This window comes from Psychrobacter sp. UBA3483 (genome assembly GCF_002377905.1).
GTDB lineage: Bacteria > Pseudomonadota > Gammaproteobacteria > Pseudomonadales > Moraxellaceae > Psychrobacter.
Genome location: NZ_DFQS01000044.1, coordinates 1 through 17,520 on the forward strand (window position 1 = coordinate 1; position 17,520 = coordinate 17,520).

Consider the following 17,520-nt stretch of genomic DNA (forward strand, 5'->3'; position numbering starts at 1 on the left):
TACGGTTTCTTCAGCATAGCTCATATACCTCAGCGGAACCAATTATTTCACCCCTCAACCTTATGAATAGACCACTTAAAATAGGCTGCGATAATAATGGAATCGCTTATAACAGACTATTTAGGTGGCGATGCAACTGCTCGAAGCTAGCCATGAAAGCGATATGGTTTTGGTTGAGCAAACAGACTGACTTAAGCATTTAAACCTACGCGCCCGTAATGGACGCGAATGACGCCATCGGTTAACTGATATATACTTTTGATTTGCGCTATAACCCTTATAAAATGGGCATAAAAAAAGCCCCAACCATAAAGATTGGGGCTTTCGAATCTGGTAGGCGTAACTAGATTCGAACTAGCGACCTCTACCATGTCAAGGTAGCGCTCTAACCAACTGAGCTATACGCCTATTTAGGACATGCATTTTAGCAAGTTTTTAAAACTTTGCAAGCCTTTTCTATCACAATATTTACTTATTATGAGAATAACTAATTTTACGCTTTATAATGAGATACTTAAGAGAATTAGGGTGTTCTAAATAGTTTAAGCTATCGAAGACAGTCTATACCTTATAGACTTTTCATCTTATCAAAACACAACTTCCTAATAGAGGCCATCACATGACCTTACGCATTCATGCCTTATTTCACACAGATTACGAAGACCTCAGTTTTATTAAGCACTGGTCAAACAATCATCAGCACAGCATTACCTACACCCGCTCTTATAATAAAGACGCCTTACCAGCGCTCGACAGCTTTGATTGGTTAATCGTGATGGGTGGACCGATGAGTGTCCACGATGAGGACGATCATCCTTGGTTGATTGAAGAAAAACGTCTGATTAAACAAAGTATGTATAGCGGAAAAACCGTCATTGGCGTGTGTTTGGGTGCGCAGCTTATTGCGTATTGTTTGGGTGCAAGCGTAGAATCAGCGGGCGTAAAAGAAATCGGCTGGCTACCTATTGAGTTGACCGAAGATGCTCAGGCGCATCCTTTATTACAGGACTTACCACAGCAACCGTTTACCGTCTTTCATTGGCATGGTGATGGTTTTGAATATCCACAAGGAGCGATTCCTTTAGCGACGTCAGAAGCATGGCCCAATCAAGGCTTTCTGTATCAAACGCCGCAGCAGAAAGCGCTCGGTACTTGGGTCATGGCTTGGCAGTGCCATTTTGAGGTGACTAAAGAAAGCATCGTTAAAATGGTAGCAAATGGCGACAATGCCATTCAAAAAGGGCTAATCGACCATCCTAAAACGGTACAATCAGCGGCTGAGATAATTGCGCTTGGCGATAAATTTATCGCCGATAACAATGCGCGCTTAGCCGCCATGCTCAATCGCATAGCAAATACTACTAATATTTAAACCTAATCTTTCAATCCTAAAAACACTTAACGGTTTAGCTGCTTTTTGCGTTTTTTAGCATCTAATTCGCTTTGTTCAATTTCTAACGGCGTTAAACCATTTTTTTTACCTTTCAGATAACTTAGATAAGCTGGGATATGGGTCTTACCCAAGTATTTATCCAAATAAGGTAAAAATCCCGCATAATTGCCTTTAAATTTGGCATGGTGAAAATCATGATAAACAGGACCTTCATACACAGGCAATAAATGCGCAGGATTCCACGGTATATCGTAGCCAATATGCCCATCCGCGCCTTCGATTTGACGTAGAATCACCCACATCCATACCACATAGATGTGCGCTCCTAGAATAATTGGACCCACTAGCGTCAGCGCCGCCGTCAATGAATACTCGACCCAATGCATATAATTGCCATTGATACCGCAGGTATTACGAATGCGGTGGTGCACACTATGGATATTTCTTAGCAGCCATTTATTTTCATGCATATAACGGTGCATACAATAGTATAAAAAGTCATCAAGTAACACGAAAAAAATCAACTGCGCGATGATAATATACCAAACCGGCATTGCACCATTATGCACGCCAGTTAGCTTTAACAGTGGCCAAGCCATCACCAATAACGCGGCTAAAATAACATTATTAACAACAATGCGGCCGATTGACGGTAATAAAAACTGTTTCATCTCAAACGGTTTTTGTTGAATTTTATATTTACGCAAAGATACCGGATCGCGCCAAGCCACTATCGTCCATGGAATAGCGACTGCTAGAAAGGCTGCTGTGCTGATGGCAAGCGTCGCCATGGGGAACTGCCAAAACCAAGGATCATGATAAAACCCTTGCCAATACGAAAACACATCCATATGTCACCTATTGAACATTACGTTTGCAGATAAAAAAGCTTTGAAAGCAAATAAGGATATTAAGAACCTTTATAAGCTGTTAATAATACCAACATAAGTTAATGAGTATATCCCTATCTTATCCCTTATCCGATATAGATGTCGCCATTTTTACCCCGCCATAGGTGACTAAGACGACACCCAGCGCTATCAATGACGCACCCAAAAACAACCCTTCTGGCGGACGCTCCCCTTGTAAAAAGATAGCGACAGGTACACCAACGACCGCGCCAACTGAGCCTAATAAGCTTAGTAATACTGGGCCGCCCGTTTTTTGTAGTAAAAATAACAATAAAAACTGCCCAGCGAAAACGAACGCCTGCACCGCAATCAATCCTAGCGCCAACATCTCAGCTAGCGGAACCGCTAGTGAAAAGTGCGGCATGAGACTAACCAAACCAAGTAACACTGAGGCCGCTATTAGCATACCCGGTGCCAGCGCGCTTGGAGAGAGATTATCAGGCCAATATAAGGTGCGATAAATATTGCCAATTGCTAATAACACCGGACCGCAAAGCGCGAGCCCAATCCAAAACACACTGGCATCGGGCGCAGCAAATTTACGGGCGGCGAGCACACCTGCTCCGGCAAGTGCAGAGACCACGCCAAGCGCGCGCAGCTTAGTAAAGCGCTCTATTTTTAAGATGAGGGCGGCCAGATAAGTTAGGAGCGGCGGCAAAGAAATAATTAAGGCGACAAAACCTGCGCCGACATGCGGAATAGCAGAGAAAAAAATGAGATTGGAGCCTGCCACACTCACTAACGCAGCCACTAGATAATAGCTCAAGGTTGGTTTGCTTAACGGCGGCAGCTCGCGGCGTAGAAATGCATAACTAAATAAAATCAACGCCGCACCTGTGATAGACCAAAACAGAAATGCCAGCGGCGTCAGACCGACCTCGACTGCAAATTTGGCTAGATTGGTAGAAATACCGATCAATCCACCACCCGCGATCAAACACAGTACAGGAATGAGCCACGCTTTTTTACCTTTAGCCATACCTTGCTGCGCTGACCTGCTCATAGACTACCTTAATGTTAATACGGCTATTATATTAGGTCCAGTTTTACTTATGAAGTTTAACCTTATTAAGCTTTGTTGATGCGCTCTAGAAAATTTTAATTTGAGGTAAGTACTGTTAAACCGGAACCTTGTGGTCCACAAAAAGTATCGAATAAAGCAAAGAACACATCGGGATCAATGATTTCTTCTGGTGCAAAGACACCGCTTTGCTTTAAATGACCTTGATGTAGCAGCGGTAAAAATAGCGCTTGCGGGATTCCAGTGACCGTTGCCATTCCACCTGCAGGCGTATTGCGAATAAAAGCGCCAGCGCTGGCAGGTTGACCATTTTTGCGTCCTTGCGCATAGGCTATTAAGCCTGGAATCTCTTTTTCCTCGCTTTCGGCTAAATGGGTTTGGCGTGCTTTGCGACTATCTTTATCAGTCAATAACCGTGCTGCATTCTCAACAGACATCTGTCCCGCCGCTACTGCCGACGCAATTTGGCCCAGATTATCAACGATATCATCGATACCAAGCATACCGTTATGGCAGTTTTTTAGCTGTGGAAAGCGCCTATTTAAAGTGACCGCTTCAGGATGCCCAAGTGACCAAACATCAAGCTCACCAAGCTTTGGGAAGTCAATTTTTGAATGGACTAATGGTTTCGTATCGACCATCTTTCCAGCTACTAACACGCGGATATCTTCAGATAAACAATGTATAAGATGTACTGCCGCTGCATCAACTTGACCCTCATTGGCTGGCCGACTAAATCCATCATCGGTATTCACAGCGTCCGATAGCTTCCATGCCGACACGATAGTATCCACTTCATCCAACGCCGTTGCCGCTTTCACACACAGTAAATTAGAAATACCGGGGCTCGCGCCTAAACCAATCACGGCGGTGACATTATTTTGTTTTGCACGCGCACTTAATTTAAGCATCTCGACGGTCGGTTGCCAATCATCGCAAATGTCACAGTAGTGCTTACCTTCCTCTATCGCCGCCGTTAAAATCGGTACACCAAAGCGAAAAAAAGGCCCTGCTGAATTTAGGACCACATCGACGTCGCCAATCGCTTGGCGTAGGCTACTGTTATCTGTTACGTCCAAGTAAAGCGCGCGGACAGGTTTTTTAATCGCTTCCGTATTTCCTCTATTTAGCGATTTGCTATTTAACTCGGCAACAAAACGCTCCGCCAGCTCACTGTCAATACCAGCGACGATAATCTCGCTAACAAAATCAAAGCTCATCGCCGCACGCACCGCGGCACGCCCCATACCGCCACTACCACCTATGGCCAATACTTTCATAAAAACGTCCTTGTTCAGTTTTATATTTACTAAAAGTCGGCTTAAAAAAATTCAGCTAACTATTGCTTAGCACCAAGATAGATTAGCGCTCACGCCAATGCAACCACAAACGGGTATCAAGCTCATATTGATGATAGTTCGGTTCCATATGACAGCAAAGCTGATAAAAGGCTTTGTTATGCTCTTGCTCTTTAAAGTGTGCCAACTCATGCACTACGATCATACGCAAAAACTCAGGCGGCGCTTCCTTAAATAGGCTGGCTACCGTAATACTGTTATGCGATTTTAGCTTACGGCCTTGCACGCGCGACTGATAGGTATGAATGCCAAGCGCCTGATTGAGCACGGCAAGCTTACTGTTATAAGACACCTGCGACAGCGGACTGCTTTTGCGCATATACTGATTTTTGATCTCATTAATATATTGATATAGCGCTTTATCGCTTTGTACTTGGTGACGGTTTGGATAGTTTTTATCCAAATATTCACCCAGTCTGCCCGTGCTAATCAGCGTCGCCGCTTGGCTTTGAATCTGCTCAGAGTAATGTGCGATATACTTTAACGTGGTCAATGTATTTATCCTTGACGTTTTATTTTTTTAATGACTCATCGTTGGTATTTATTTAATGCGCCACCGAATTAGACAGTAAGTTCATCACTACCACGCCGCCAACAATCATCGCAATGCCGATGATCGCTGCGGTATCAAGCGTTTGCTTAAAAAAGAACAGTCCCACTAATGAGGTCAATACGATACCGAGTCCGCCCCATAAGGCATAAGCAATGCCAATCGGTATGGTTTTTATAGTTTGGGTCAATAAGTAGAACGAAATTGCATAAAGCACCGCCATAATCAGCGTGGGTACAAAACGCGTGAACTGCTCTGACTTGACTAAAAAGGTAGTGCCAATGACTTCGCAGACAATAGCGGTGGCAAGGTAACCGTAAGCAATCATGGTTGGACTCATATTTAGGGCACCTATATTGGTTAGAACGTGTTTTTCATAAAATAACTGGTTAAAAAACGCTTGTATGGCAGCAGCAATCTTAAAATAAATAAAGCAAAACCGATAAAAAGCTGAGATGGCTATTTTATAGGTTTATATGGGTGCTTGAAATAGCGATTTTAAGAGTTAACCTAATACAATTTTTTATTTATTTTCAAATAGATAGTCTAATAACACAAGATAAAAAAGTAAAAAATTACCAGCTTTATTGTCAGAGCGTTTTATCTATCTCTTAGATGGACGCGATTATGCCTATTTATTGGAAAAGTCGATAATCGAACCCCTCTAAAAGTAAAAAAGCGCAATTTCATATAGATTGTCATTATATTTATAATTTATTGCCTAATAAGGTTGACAGCCCATAACTACTTGGCTAAAATGTGCCCCACATAACGCAAACAAGATAAGCAATCGCACCTACCAAACGCTTTGTAAAACTTGTTTTTATTAACCGTTATCACAACTTATTCTCCAATAGCTCAGTTGGTAGAGCAACGGACTGTTAATCCGTGTGTCCCTGGTTCGAGCCCAGGTTGGAGAGCCATATTCTAAAAGACCTTCATCAAGTATTTGATGGAGGTCTTTTTTATGGTCGCTATTTAATCCTTAATGGCTTACCTTATTAACCAACACAATATTAATACGGCGATGGTGTTCTTTTAGCGGCTTTTATTGTATGGTAGGATTAGCTGTGACCAAGTTCGTTTTTGTCTGAGTGTTTTATTCCTACTCACTAAAAGTAATGGTTTATTATGATACCTGTGCGCATAAAAAATAAATTCTCTGATCATCCGCAAAAAATCACGCGTCCGATCAGTATTCGCTTGTCTGAAGAGATGATTAGATTGTTAGAGTCTACCTCATCAGAGCTAGGCTTTAAACGTATCCAAGGTCTGATTCGTCTATACATTCGTCAAGGGTTGGATCGCGACCATCAGGACTATACCTTAGCGCATGATGAGGTATTTATTGAAAGTCTGCGTAAGCGCGGGGTCAGCCAACGTATTATTGATGAGGCGATTGTGGTGACTCATAATAATAACACCACTCACCCGCTATCTGAGCTGCAAGATAAAGAATAACGCTGGCGTTTGGCTCCATATATACATAATAAAAAGACTAAGTTAGCTGAACAGCGCTTGGTCTTTTTTTTCCAATTAACTTGCTACTTAATTTTGTCAATTACAACACACCCTCCTCGATGAATGTACTGATGCCCAATAACTATTAGCGATAAACAAACAGACAAAATTATCATAGGCGCTATATTGATAGGCACTATATTGGTATAAAAGTTATTCGCATTGATATGGATTGAGAAGGAGGCATATGATGATCGGTTTATATAAACATGCAGGCCATATAGGCAAAGTAACGTTATTAGCCCTTACCTTGGTGATGCCGCTTATTATCAATGGCTGCTCACAGCCGACCGCCGACCCAAGTAAACAAACCATACCAACCAACTCTGACCAATGGCAAAAGAAGCTTGGCGATACGTTTGAGCGTCTGCCTGAGGCTGATAGACAGCTCTTGAGCCGCTATATGCTACGGATGAAGCTCAGCGGCGCGTATGAGTCCGGAGCGATGCCGCGTATCACCATCAAGCAAGCGCTTATCCAGCAGCGTGAATATGAACGCTTGCATCCAAATAATCCCACTGGTAAAAGAAGCCCGATTGTCACCAGTCCGCAAGTGCATACCGCCAAAGCGCAAAACTATCCTGTCGCTTTACTGCCCGTCAAAACCAGCGATAGTGACAGTTTGAACCAAGTAAAACTACAGTTTATGCTTTCAAACCACGGTAAGGTGGCAATTAAAAGCTTTAAAGGTAAGCTCACCATGCAAGAGGCGAATTTGACCAAAAGCAAAAGCTTTAATGTACCATTGACCCAGTTCAAACCACCAATCGAACCTGAGCAGTCTGGTAAAATTATCATCGAAAGTAGTATTGAAGACATCAATGTCATGCGCGCGATTAAAAACCATACGGGCATACATATTGAGATTAGCGAAGGCAAACTGGTTTTGGTAGATGGACAAGAAGTCGTATTTAAGCAAATGTTAACGAAATAACCAAACGCTAGCGAAATAACAGAGAACTTATATCATCAATGCAAAATAAAATTTACGTTTATAGCAATATACGACTGAGATAAATCTTCCTTGCTTTCTACTAGTGCAGAGGCTGCGGAAAATTCATCCCAGTCGCACGGTATCAGTTTTAACGTAAGGCTGCTATGAAGCGGTCGCAAAGCTTTTAAAAACCACATTTATACAAACATAAAAAAAGCCCCAATCAATAACTGATTGGGGCTTTTTCGAATTTGGCGGAGACGGAGAGATTCGAACTCTCGAAGGGCTATGAACCCTTGCCGGTTTTCAAGACCGGTGCATTCAACCGCTCTGCCACGTCTCCATTGGTGCATCATTATATAGATATCATCGTATAATGCAAGCGCTTCATATTAAAAAAATGAAATTAATTTACAGCCAGTTTTAAATCAATGACTTAGCTTGTGTCAATTCTTTCTACTCAGCCTTTTATCTCAATATATTCACTTCAAATATGTTATTTACTTGAAGCGAGATGTAAGCACATATCAAGCAGCCTATTGGCATAGCCCCATTCATTGTCGTACCAAGCAAAAACCTTATATTGCTCGCCTACTTGCATCAGCTGCTGCCCATCGATAATCAGCGATTCTGGCTGATGGATAAAATCACTGGAAACTAGCGGCTCATCGGTATAAGCCATAATATTAATCAAATCACCAACGCTGGCAGCTTTTAATCTTTTTCGTATCGCATCGATGCTCACATCTGGCGTATCAAAGACAAACGTCACATCAATCGCCGCCACATCGATGGTCGGTACGCGTATCGAGTGACCGTTTATTTTCCCTATCATTGCAGGTAATACCCGTTCTGTCGCAGCGATACTACTCGAGGTGGTCGGAATAATATTATAGCCGGAGGCGCGTGCGCGTCTTGGGTCGCGGTGCGCTTGATCGAGCACTGTCTGATCTGCCGTCACAGCATGAATCTCAGTCATCATTGCAGACCTAACGCCAAATGCCTTATCAAGCGTATCAATCAGCGGTACCAATGCCTGCGTGGTACAAGAAACGCTCGAGATAATCGGCAGCTTGCGCGTGAGCTCAGCGGTATTGACGCCCATAACAATACAAGCATCGACATTATCAAAGGGCGCAGCACCAATAATGACTTGTTGTGCACCCGCTGCTATATGTAGATGTGCTTGCTCATAAGAGCGAAAATGCCCCGTACACTCTAGCACCACATCAATACCAAGCGTGTGCCATGGCAGGTTTTTTGGGTCAGCTTCTGAGAGCATTTTGATGCAGTAGGTCAGATTATTCTTAGTCAAACACAGCTGAGTATTGTTTTTATCGTCTAAAACCTCTGCACTGACGCCAAGTCGGCTTAAGCGGCCATGAGTACTATCGAATTTTAATAGATGCAATAAAATATCAGCTGGCGCCAAATCATTAATCGCCACCACATGGATAGCGCGCCCTAACACCTCAAAGCGCTCTAACAAGGCACGCAGTACATTACGTCCGATACGGCCAAAGCCATTGATAGCAATTCTCAGCGGCTGCGTATGCTCGCCTGTCGCATGCGTAAGCGCCACTCTAGGTTCGGCGTTCAATTGGTAAGTTGCGCTAGAAAAATCAGGCATAACGTCAGACATAAAAGGGTATCGCTATAAAGAGATATAAAAAGAGTGGCGCGCTACATTGAATATTATCAGCATGATGAGAGTCTATCTTTAGAGATTTTTTCTCACTGATTGGAGGCTACGGCGTAATAAAAATCAATGCCAAACGAATGGTGTTGTAATCAATCGCTTGTTTTAGATGCTCAAAGATTGGACGCAGCTTAATACTACCATCATCGTTAAAGTCATTAGGGTTATTGGCGACCTTAATGGCCACATAAGCGTTGCCAACCGCCGTCATCACTTCGTCGTCTGGGCGCAGATGATCACACGCCAAACTTGGATCTTGCGATTTTAATTCTGCAATATGGCGCATGATGGTCGATTGTGACAGCTGCCGCGCTTGTGAAATTTCGGCAATCGATAAGCTCTCTTCTAATAAAATACGAGTCGCCAGCAAGGTGCTGTCCGATTTATCAGAAACTTGATTGCCGAGTTTCTGTTTTTTATCTATCTGAGCTTGTTGTTGCTCGCGGCGTTTTTTCTGCAAATTGGCATACGCTTCAATCACCGACTTGCTAAGCGTGCCGCCTGATTTTAGAATAAATTTCTCATGCGCCTGCGTCATGCTTTCTTCATCGAGCATGGCATAATTGGCATCCGCTTCCTCTGACAGTGCCAAAAAGCGTTTATCGGCGCCGCGTGCCAGCGGATCAAGCTGCAAGCTCATGTCATTCATACCGAGTAGTTGCAAACCTGCCAGCGACTTTAAGCGTGACAATGCCACATAACCTTGTCCAAGCTCAAAGGTGCGCGATAAATCAATCTCGGCCGCTTCAAGGGTCAGGCCTTGCGACTTATGGATGGTAATGGCCCAAGCCAAACACAGCGGCACTTGTAAGTAGCTTGCCAGCACGTCGCCGGTTTCATCTTCGATAATCCATTCTTCAGGCTCAGCAATGACTTCACGACCAGAGTTTAGCCGCACTACCGGCATTTTTTGCGTGGTTGGCTTTTTATCTTTTGGTGGCTTTTTATCACTGTCTTTATCTTTGGTAGTCTGTTGGTCTTTGTTTTTTACACTCTTATCAGTAGCGCTTTCAGCATTTTTCGTATTGTCTTCAATTAAATCATCGCTCGTATCTTTACTATCGTCAATTTTTACCGCAGCAAAACCAATCAGCTCGCCCATCGTGCCGTTAGAGACGCCAAGCTCGCTATTGTTTTTGATAAACATCACCTTGGCCCCGACCTTTAATACCAAATCGTCTTGGGTACGCACAGTTTTTTTGAGGGTCTCAACCAATTTACTATCGCCAGTCGAGGTGGCCTCAAAACGCATCATCTCGCCATCTAAGGCGGCCAGCTCTTTATCATTGATTTTATTGACGTTGAGATTATGGGTATAAAGACGCGTGCGCTTGATATCGACGTTTTGATCAAAGGTCGCCTCGAGCGCAGCAACGGCTTCAAAGGTCACTTCTTGACGGCGAATTTGATTGAGGATATCGTCTAAATCAAGCCCGCCATTTGCTGCTTCGCTCACCTGTCGATGCTGCTCAGATAAGTAGCAAATATGAAATTTGGCCTCAAGCCACGCCTCACTCATAAAGGCAAACTTTTCTCGGTTGGTTTCGCCTTCACTCCCAATCGGTGGCAGCTGGAAAAAGTCGCCTGCAACGACGACCTGAATACCGCCAAAGGCCTTGTCGTTTTTGCGCACATACTTTAAAACTTGACTGACCAAATTCAGCTGCTTAGCGTGCAACATCGATATCTCATCGATGATAAGTACCGCCGTGTCTTTTAATCTATCGGCCAAAAACTGTTTACGAGATAAATTGGCCAAATCGCGATCAGATAACTCGTCTTTAATCCCAATGCCCGACCAACTATGAATGGTGGTGCCGTTCATATGGGTGGCAGCGATCCCCGTACTGGCCGTGACGGCAACGGGGACACGGCGTGCGCGTAGATAATCGATATATTGGTTGAGTGTATAGGTCTTGCCTGAACCTGCTGAGCCAGTCAAAAATACATTTTGACCCGTTTTTAAAATATCAAGAGCAGAAGATTGACGCATATATCTAAACCAATTAAATAAATAGTAATAAGAAAAAGAGCATAAAAAAATAGCTGTCATGATTATAACAGCTGCATCCGCTTTGCGAACCTTTTTAACCGTTAAGTCGCTAATAACTTAAAGTTATACGATACAAAATATATCATTATAAAAAGTCATTATCGCTCTATCGAAAAGCTCAGTAGGATAGAAAGATAACTTGGTCAGGAAGGCCAAGTCATTATGTTTACACCATCATAATACCCAACAAGGAATCGTTCATGTTATACGCTTATCCCAATACTGAAAACAGTCCCGTCCAATTCCGCGAAAAATACGACAACTTTATCAATGGTGAATGGGTCGCGCCAGTCGATGGCGAATACTTCGATAACCCAAGCCCAATCGACGGCAAAATCATTTGCCAAGTAGCGCGCTCAAAAGAAGCCGATATCGAAAAAGCCTTAGATGCCGCCCATGCTGCCAAAGATGCTTGGGGTAAAACCAGTGTCACTGAGCGCGCCAATCTACTCCTAAAAATCGCTGATAAAATGGAAGCCAACCTAGAGGCGATCGCCATTGCTGAATGCTATGAAAATGGCAAGCCTGTGCGCGAGACTTTAATGGCAGACATCCCATTGGCTATTGACCAATTCCGCTATTTTGCCAGTGCCATTCGCGCCCAAGAAGGCGGCATCAGTCAAATCGATGAAGACACCGTTGCTTATCATTTTCATGAGCCGCTTGGCGTCGTTGGACAAATTATTCCGTGGAACTTCCCGATTTTAATGGCGGTATGGAAAATTGCACCCGCGCTTGCTGCTGGTAACTGTATCGTGATGAAGCCTGCTGAGCAAACGCCTGCTTCTATTTTATTTATGCTAGAAACCATTGGTATCGCAGATTTATTACCAAAAGGTGTACTCAATATCGTCAATGGTTTTGGCGTCGAAGCCGGTAAGCCACTGGCCTCGAATCCGCGCATCAACAAAGTGGCCTTTACTGGCGAGACCACCACTGGTCGCCTTATCATGCAGTATGCCAGTGAGAACATCATTCCTGTAACGCTTGAGCTTGGCGGTAAAAGTCCAAACATCTTCTTTGCCGATATCATGGATGAAGACGATGATTTCTTGGATAAAGCGGTCGAAGGTTTGGTCATGTTTGCCTTAAACCAAGGTGAGGTTTGTACCTGTCCATCGCGCGCACTCGTTCATGAAAGTATCTATGATGAGTTTATGAAACGCTGTATCGAGCGTGTTAAAGCCATCAAAATGGGCAACCCATTAGACACTGACACCATGATTGGGGCACAAGCCAGCTCAGACCAATTAGAAAAAATCTTATCTTATCTTGATATCGGTAAAAAAGAAGGGGCAAAAGTCTTGGTTGGCGGCGAGCAAGCCCAGCATGATGGCGATCTTGGCGACGGTTATTATGTGCAGCCGACCATCTTTGAAGGCACCAATGATATGCGCGTGTTCCAAGAAGAAATCTTTGGACCCGTACTTGCCGTGACTAAGTTTAAAGACGATGACGAAGCCATGAGCATTGCCAACGATACCTTGTATGGCCTCGGCGCAGGTATTTGGACTCGTAGCGTCCATAAAGCCTATCGTTTCGGCCGCGGCATTCAAGCGGGGCGCGTATGGACCAACTGCTATCACATTTATCCATCACACGCCGCCTTCGGTGGTTATAAGCAATCGGGTATCGGCCGCGAAAACCATCTGATGATGCTCGATCATTATCAACAAACCAAAAACATGCTGGTCTCTTATAGTCCTAAGAAGATGGGCTTCTTTTAGACCCCGTTTTGCATAATCTGCAAATAGACCAATGCAATCTGTCGCAAGGTAGATTGCATTTTTGCCTTAATACAGCATTAATAAGCATAAACTGCTCATAAGTGATAGTGATAAGGAGTTCATGATGAAAGTGACGGCGACAGATTCATGTAAAGCACTCATTGAATTATTAAAGTCTAAACATGGCGAGCTGATGTTTCATCAGTCTGGTGGCTGCTGCGATGGCAGCTCACCGATGTGCTACCCACTTGGCGAGTTTAAAGTAGGCGGGCAAGATGTCTTGGTTGGCGAGCTGGCTGGCTGCCCTTTTTATATGGGTAAAGCGCAGTACAAGCTTTGGCAACATACCGATTTGACCATTGATGTGGTCAATGGACGCGGGGCAAGTTTTTCACTAGAAATACCTGAGGGCAAACGCTTTATCGTGCGCTCAGAGATATGTGACGTATAAAGCAGCGATTATTATCAATAACTCTACTCTTAGCGTAAAAGTTTCAGCACTTCTCTTCCAAAGCGTATAAGTGAATAACACGCCTTAGTCATTTTTATTGCATTATTTTAGCAAAATAATAGATACTGTAAGGAGAAGCCAATTTTAATCAGTTGGTTTTAAAGAGTACGTCTTAATAAGCATGGATGCTAAAAGGAAGATAACATGGAAGTTGATCCAAGATTTGACTACGTCATCGTTGGCGGCGGTTCTGCAGGCTGCGTGCTTGCCAGCCGCCTGACAGAAAACCCTGATATCAGTGTGTGTCTGTTAGAATACGGCGGTGAAGGCAAAGACCTTGCGATTCGCGTACCGGCAGGTTTGATTCTTTTAGTACCAGGCAAACCGCTAAAATCAAACAATTGGTGCTTTCATACCACCCCGCAAACGCATCTTAATAATCGGCGCGGCTTTCAACCGCGCGGTCAATGCTTGGGCGGTTCCTCTGCGATTAATGCGATGATTTATACTCGCGGCAGCGCGCTTGATTATGAGCGCTGGGTTGATCAAGGCTGCGAAGGCTGGGGCTTTGACGATGTACTGCCTTACTTTATTAAAGCTGAAAACAATGTCCACGGCGCAGACGAGCGACACGGCGATAGTGGCCCTTTGCATGTAAGCGATTTATTAAGTCCGCGTGAAATCTCTAAAGCATTTGTAGAAGCAGCCGTCGCTAATGGCTTGGAGCACAATCAAGACTTTAATGGCAAAAAACAAGACGGCGCAGGACTGTATCAAGTCACCCATTTTCATGGCGAAAAACAAGGTCAACGCTGCTCTGCCGCTGCGGCTTACTTGCACCCCGTACAAAAAAGTCGGCCAAATTTAACCGTTATCACCCATGCCCAAGCCAATCGTGTCATCTTTGAAGACAAACAAGCCGTTGGCGTTGCTTATGAAAAAGATGGCGTCGAGCATACGGTAATGGCGCGTCAGGAAGTTATTTTGTCAGGAGGGGCTTTTGGTTCGCCGAAAGTTTTGATGCTATCTGGTATTGGTCCTGCAGAGCACATGCAAGCACATGGTATCGATGTGTTGGTCGATGCGCCCGAGGTTGGCGGTAACCTACAAGACCATTTAGACGTGGTATTTGATTACGAAGTCAATACTACCGATGTTATTGGGATTGGCATGGCAACGCTCTCAACCTTGACCAAAAGTATTCGGCAGTGGAGAAAAGATGGCACAGGATTGCTGTCTACCAACTACGCCGAAGCAGGCGCGTTCTTTAGCGTTGGTGACGCCCCAAAAGAGTGGCCGAATATCCAGCTGCATTTTGTGATATCGCGGGTGATTGAGCACGGACGTGACCTTAGGCGCGGCTTTGCCATCTCTTGTCACGCCTGCTACTTGCGCCCTGAAAGTCGCGGTACCGTCAGGCTTGCGTCAGCTGACCCCTCAGAGTGCGTATTGATTGATCCAAACTTCCTCTCCCATCCTAAAGACGTAGAGTATATGTTAGCAGGCGCTGAGCGTACGCGCGCCATCATGCAAGAAGCACCAATTGCCAAATATATCACCGAAGACTACCCTGCCCCTTATATCGAAAAAGACGGCATGCTTGGCTACATCCGTAATAAATCAGATACCATCTATCATCCTATCGGCACATGCCGTATGGGTTCAGATGATAAGTCTGTGGTCGACTTAGAGTTAAAAGTGCGCGGCGTTAATGGATTACGCGTTATTGATGCGTCCGTGATGCCGACCTTGATTAGCGCTAATACCAATGCACCAACGATTATGATTGCCGAAAAAATGGCTGACTTGATTAAGGCGAAACATCATCATGTTGAGCAAATCTCATCATAGAGCAACGCAAGCGAAATGTTTTACGGTAAGGGCTTTTATTTAACCATCTCGTCTTCCAAAGAACAGCGCTTACATTCAAAAAATCGGATATTAAAATGGGACATTTTCTATCAAATTAAATATATAGATACCTTGCGTTACAACTGTGTAAGGTAGTATATTTAAAACACTTATTTATATCGCTATTTATGGCAGCCTACAATTTGAGTTAAAGACATCTGACTCATTTTTATGTTGTATAGTATAAATACTTTATTTATAGACACTTTAAAGGGAATTAGCAGCTCGCTGATTATATCTATAGTTCGCTTATGAACCGATAGTTATGTTGGTGACTACTTATCATTACATAGGATGTAAGAATGCAAAAATCACTTTTCAAACTGACCCTGTTAGCGACGGTTATCTTGGGTATCAGTGCCTGTAGCGGCGACAATAAAACCACCGATGGTGCTGCTGCCAACTCAGACGCTAAAGGCGCAAAAACCTTACTTTATTGTTCAGAAGGCAGCCCTGCTGGTTTCGACCCAGCTCAATATACTTCAGGCACCGATTTCGATGCCAGCGCTTATCCGATATATAATGGCTTAGTAGAATTTAAAAGAGATGGCACCGAGATTCAGCCAGCATTAGCTGAAAGCTGGGATATTAGCGAAGATGGCAAAACTTACACCTTCAATCTACGTAAAGGCGTCAAGTTTGGTAAAACCGATTACTTTACCCCGACCCGTGATTTTAACGCTGACGATGTTGTCTTTACCCTAGAACGTCTCACCAACCCAGAATTTGCATTTAATAAAGCCTACCCTGCTGAGTTTCCATATTCGGTCGGTATGGGTTTGCCTGACCTGATCTCCAATATTGAAAAAGTCGATGAAAACACGGTCAAAGTTACCTTAAGCGAAACCAACGCCCCGTTTTTACAAAACCTAGCGATGGCCTTTGCTTACATCGACTCTGCCGAATATGCCGGCCAACTAATGACTGCTGGTAACGCGGCTGATATCAACACCAAACCAATTGGTACCGGGCCTTTCGTTTTTACTTCCTACCAAAAAGACGCACAAATTCGCTATAGCAAAAACCCAGACTATTGGAATAAAGATGACATTCATATCGATAATTTAGTGTTTGTCATCACTAAAGACTCAGCGGTACGCGCGCAAAAAGTTGAAGCTGGCGAATGTCATGTGTCCGCTTATCCAAAACCTGCCGAAATTGAATCTGTCAAAAAATCCGGCAAAGCCACCGTACTTGATCAACCTGGCTTCAACGTCGGTTATGTCGGCTACAACGTTGAAAAACCAAAGCTTAGCGATCTTAAAGTTCGTCAAGCGTTAGATATGGCCATCAACAAAGACGCTATTATTAATGCGGTTTATCAAAGTGAAGGACTAAAAGCAACCAATCCTATGCCACCTACCCAATGGGGTTACGATAAATCGATTAAAGATGCGCCTTATGACGTCGAAAAGGCCAAAACCCTTATCAAAGAAGCAGGCGCGGACAATCTTTCTATCAACCTATGGTATATGCCAGTTCAGCGCCCTTATAACCCCAATGCCAAACTGATGGCTGAAATGCTACAAGCAGATTGGGCGAAGATTGGTGTGAATACTAAACTTGTTACTTATGAGTGGGGCGAGTACCTAAAACGCGCCGCTAAAGGCGAACCTGATGTTATTTTAGCAGGCTGGACCGGTGACAATGGTGATCCTGATAATTGGCTTGGTTCATTATTATCTTGTGATGCGGTCGGTGGTAATAACTACTCGCGTTGGTGTAATAAAGACTTCGACAGCTTAGTCACTAACGCGCGTCAGATTACCAATCAAGATGAGCGTGTGAGTGATTATGTAAAAGCTCAGCAAATATTTAAAGAGCAGCTGCCTTGGACAACAATGGCGCATTCGGTAGTGACCGTATTTACCGCTCCAAACGTCGTCGATTATAAAATCAGTCCACTTGGCTCAATACGCTTCGATGGTGTGAAAGTTGAATAGCATCAGCCAATAAAGTCCGGTACGACAGGCACGGTTATTTAATTCATA

At 43.9% G+C, this 17,520-nt stretch carries 14 protein-coding genes and 3 tRNA genes; 8 read left to right on the forward strand and 9 right to left on the reverse strand.

Annotation, left to right across the window (positions count from 1 at the left end; translation table 11 throughout):
- Positions 1-331: 331 nt before the first annotated feature.
- Positions 332-408 (reverse strand) — tRNA-Val (locus B2866_RS07730).
- Between the two features lie 211 nt (positions 409-619).
- On the opposite strand from B2866_RS07730, the gene B2866_RS07735 reads away from it, so the two are divergent.
- Positions 620-1,372 (forward strand): type 1 glutamine amidotransferase, encoded by a 753-nt coding sequence (locus tag B2866_RS07735; protein WP_296192387.1) that lies wholly within the window; start codon positions 620-622, stop codon positions 1,370-1,372.
- A gap of 26 nt (positions 1,373-1,398) precedes the next feature.
- Here B2866_RS07735 and B2866_RS07740 read toward each other — a convergent pair whose 3' ends face one another.
- The 5 genes from B2866_RS07740 to B2866_RS07760 form a co-directional block, all read right to left on the reverse strand.
- Positions 1,399-2,244: a sterol desaturase family protein gene (locus tag B2866_RS07740; RefSeq protein ID WP_296192390.1), complete on the reverse strand. Its 846-nt coding sequence runs from the start codon at positions 2,242-2,244 to the stop codon at positions 1,399-1,401.
- A 118-nt stretch (positions 2,245-2,362) separates the two neighbouring features.
- Entirely contained in the window at positions 2,363-3,307 is a 945-nt protein-coding gene (locus B2866_RS07745) for a DMT family transporter (RefSeq protein WP_296192392.1), read from the reverse strand.
- Positions 3,308-3,402: 95 nt separating this feature from the next.
- Positions 3,403-4,605 (reverse strand): saccharopine dehydrogenase family protein, encoded by a 1,203-nt coding sequence (locus B2866_RS07750; protein ID WP_296192397.1) that lies wholly within the window; start codon positions 4,603-4,605, stop codon positions 3,403-3,405.
- Positions 4,606-4,687: 82 nt separating this feature from the next.
- Complete coding sequence (locus B2866_RS07755) at positions 4,688-5,176, reverse strand: M48 family metallopeptidase (protein ID WP_296192400.1); 489 nt, start codon at positions 5,174-5,176, stop codon at positions 4,688-4,690.
- A 52-nt stretch (positions 5,177-5,228) separates the two neighbouring features.
- Positions 5,229-5,573 carry a DMT family transporter gene (locus tag B2866_RS07760; protein WP_296192402.1) on the reverse strand — a complete coding sequence of 115 codons (345 nt, stop codon included), beginning with the start codon at positions 5,571-5,573 and terminating at the stop codon, positions 5,229-5,231.
- Positions 5,574-6,080: 507 nt separating this feature from the next.
- On the opposite strand from B2866_RS07760, the gene B2866_RS07765 reads away from it, so the two are divergent.
- The 3 genes from B2866_RS07765 to B2866_RS07775 all read left to right on the forward strand — a co-directional run bounded on the left by B2866_RS07765 (position 6,081) and on the right by B2866_RS07775 (position 7,688).
- A tRNA-Asn gene (locus tag B2866_RS07765) sits at positions 6,081-6,156 on the forward strand.
- Positions 6,157-6,364: 208 nt separating this feature from the next.
- Positions 6,365-6,694, forward strand: a complete 330-nt coding sequence (locus tag B2866_RS07770) for a CopG family transcriptional regulator (protein ID WP_296192405.1) — start codon at positions 6,365-6,367, stop codon at positions 6,692-6,694.
- Between the two features lie 247 nt (positions 6,695-6,941).
- Positions 6,942-7,688 (forward strand): hypothetical protein, encoded by a 747-nt coding sequence (locus B2866_RS07775; protein WP_296192408.1) that lies wholly within the window; start codon positions 6,942-6,944, stop codon positions 7,686-7,688.
- A gap of 252 nt (positions 7,689-7,940) precedes the next feature.
- Here the strand turns inward: B2866_RS07775 and B2866_RS07780 are convergent.
- From B2866_RS07780 to B2866_RS07790, 3 genes are all read right to left on the reverse strand, one after another.
- Positions 7,941-8,031: transfer RNA gene (locus tag B2866_RS07780), tRNA-Ser, on the reverse strand.
- 153 nt (positions 8,032-8,184) lie between these two features.
- Positions 8,185-9,318, reverse strand: a complete 1,134-nt coding sequence (locus B2866_RS07785; protein WP_296192715.1) for a type I glyceraldehyde-3-phosphate dehydrogenase — start codon at positions 9,316-9,318, stop codon at positions 8,185-8,187.
- Between the two features lie 118 nt (positions 9,319-9,436).
- Positions 9,437-11,380 carry an AAA family ATPase gene (locus B2866_RS07790; protein WP_296192412.1) on the reverse strand — a complete coding sequence of 648 codons (1,944 nt, stop codon included), beginning with the start codon at positions 11,378-11,380 and terminating at the stop codon, positions 9,437-9,439.
- Between the two features lie 260 nt (positions 11,381-11,640).
- Here B2866_RS07790 and B2866_RS07795 point away from each other — a divergent pair, with 260 nt between their 5' ends.
- From B2866_RS07795 to B2866_RS07810, 4 genes are all read left to right on the forward strand, one after another.
- Positions 11,641-13,167, forward strand: a complete 1,527-nt coding sequence (locus tag B2866_RS07795) for an aldehyde dehydrogenase family protein (protein ID WP_296192414.1) — start codon at positions 11,641-11,643, stop codon at positions 13,165-13,167.
- 124 nt (positions 13,168-13,291) lie between these two features.
- Positions 13,292-13,618 (forward strand): DUF779 domain-containing protein, encoded by a 327-nt coding sequence (locus tag B2866_RS07800; RefSeq protein WP_409520835.1) that lies wholly within the window; start codon positions 13,292-13,294, stop codon positions 13,616-13,618.
- A 204-nt stretch (positions 13,619-13,822) separates the two neighbouring features.
- Entirely contained in the window at positions 13,823-15,469 is a 1,647-nt protein-coding gene (locus tag B2866_RS07805; protein ID WP_296192420.1) for a GMC family oxidoreductase, read from the forward strand.
- 362 nt (positions 15,470-15,831) lie between these two features.
- The gene (locus tag B2866_RS07810; RefSeq protein WP_296192423.1) at positions 15,832-17,472 is read left to right on the forward strand and encodes an ABC transporter substrate-binding protein; all 1,641 of its coding nucleotides are present in this window, start codon (positions 15,832-15,834) and stop codon (positions 17,470-17,472) included.
- The last annotated feature ends 48 nt before the right edge of the window (positions 17,473-17,520 follow it).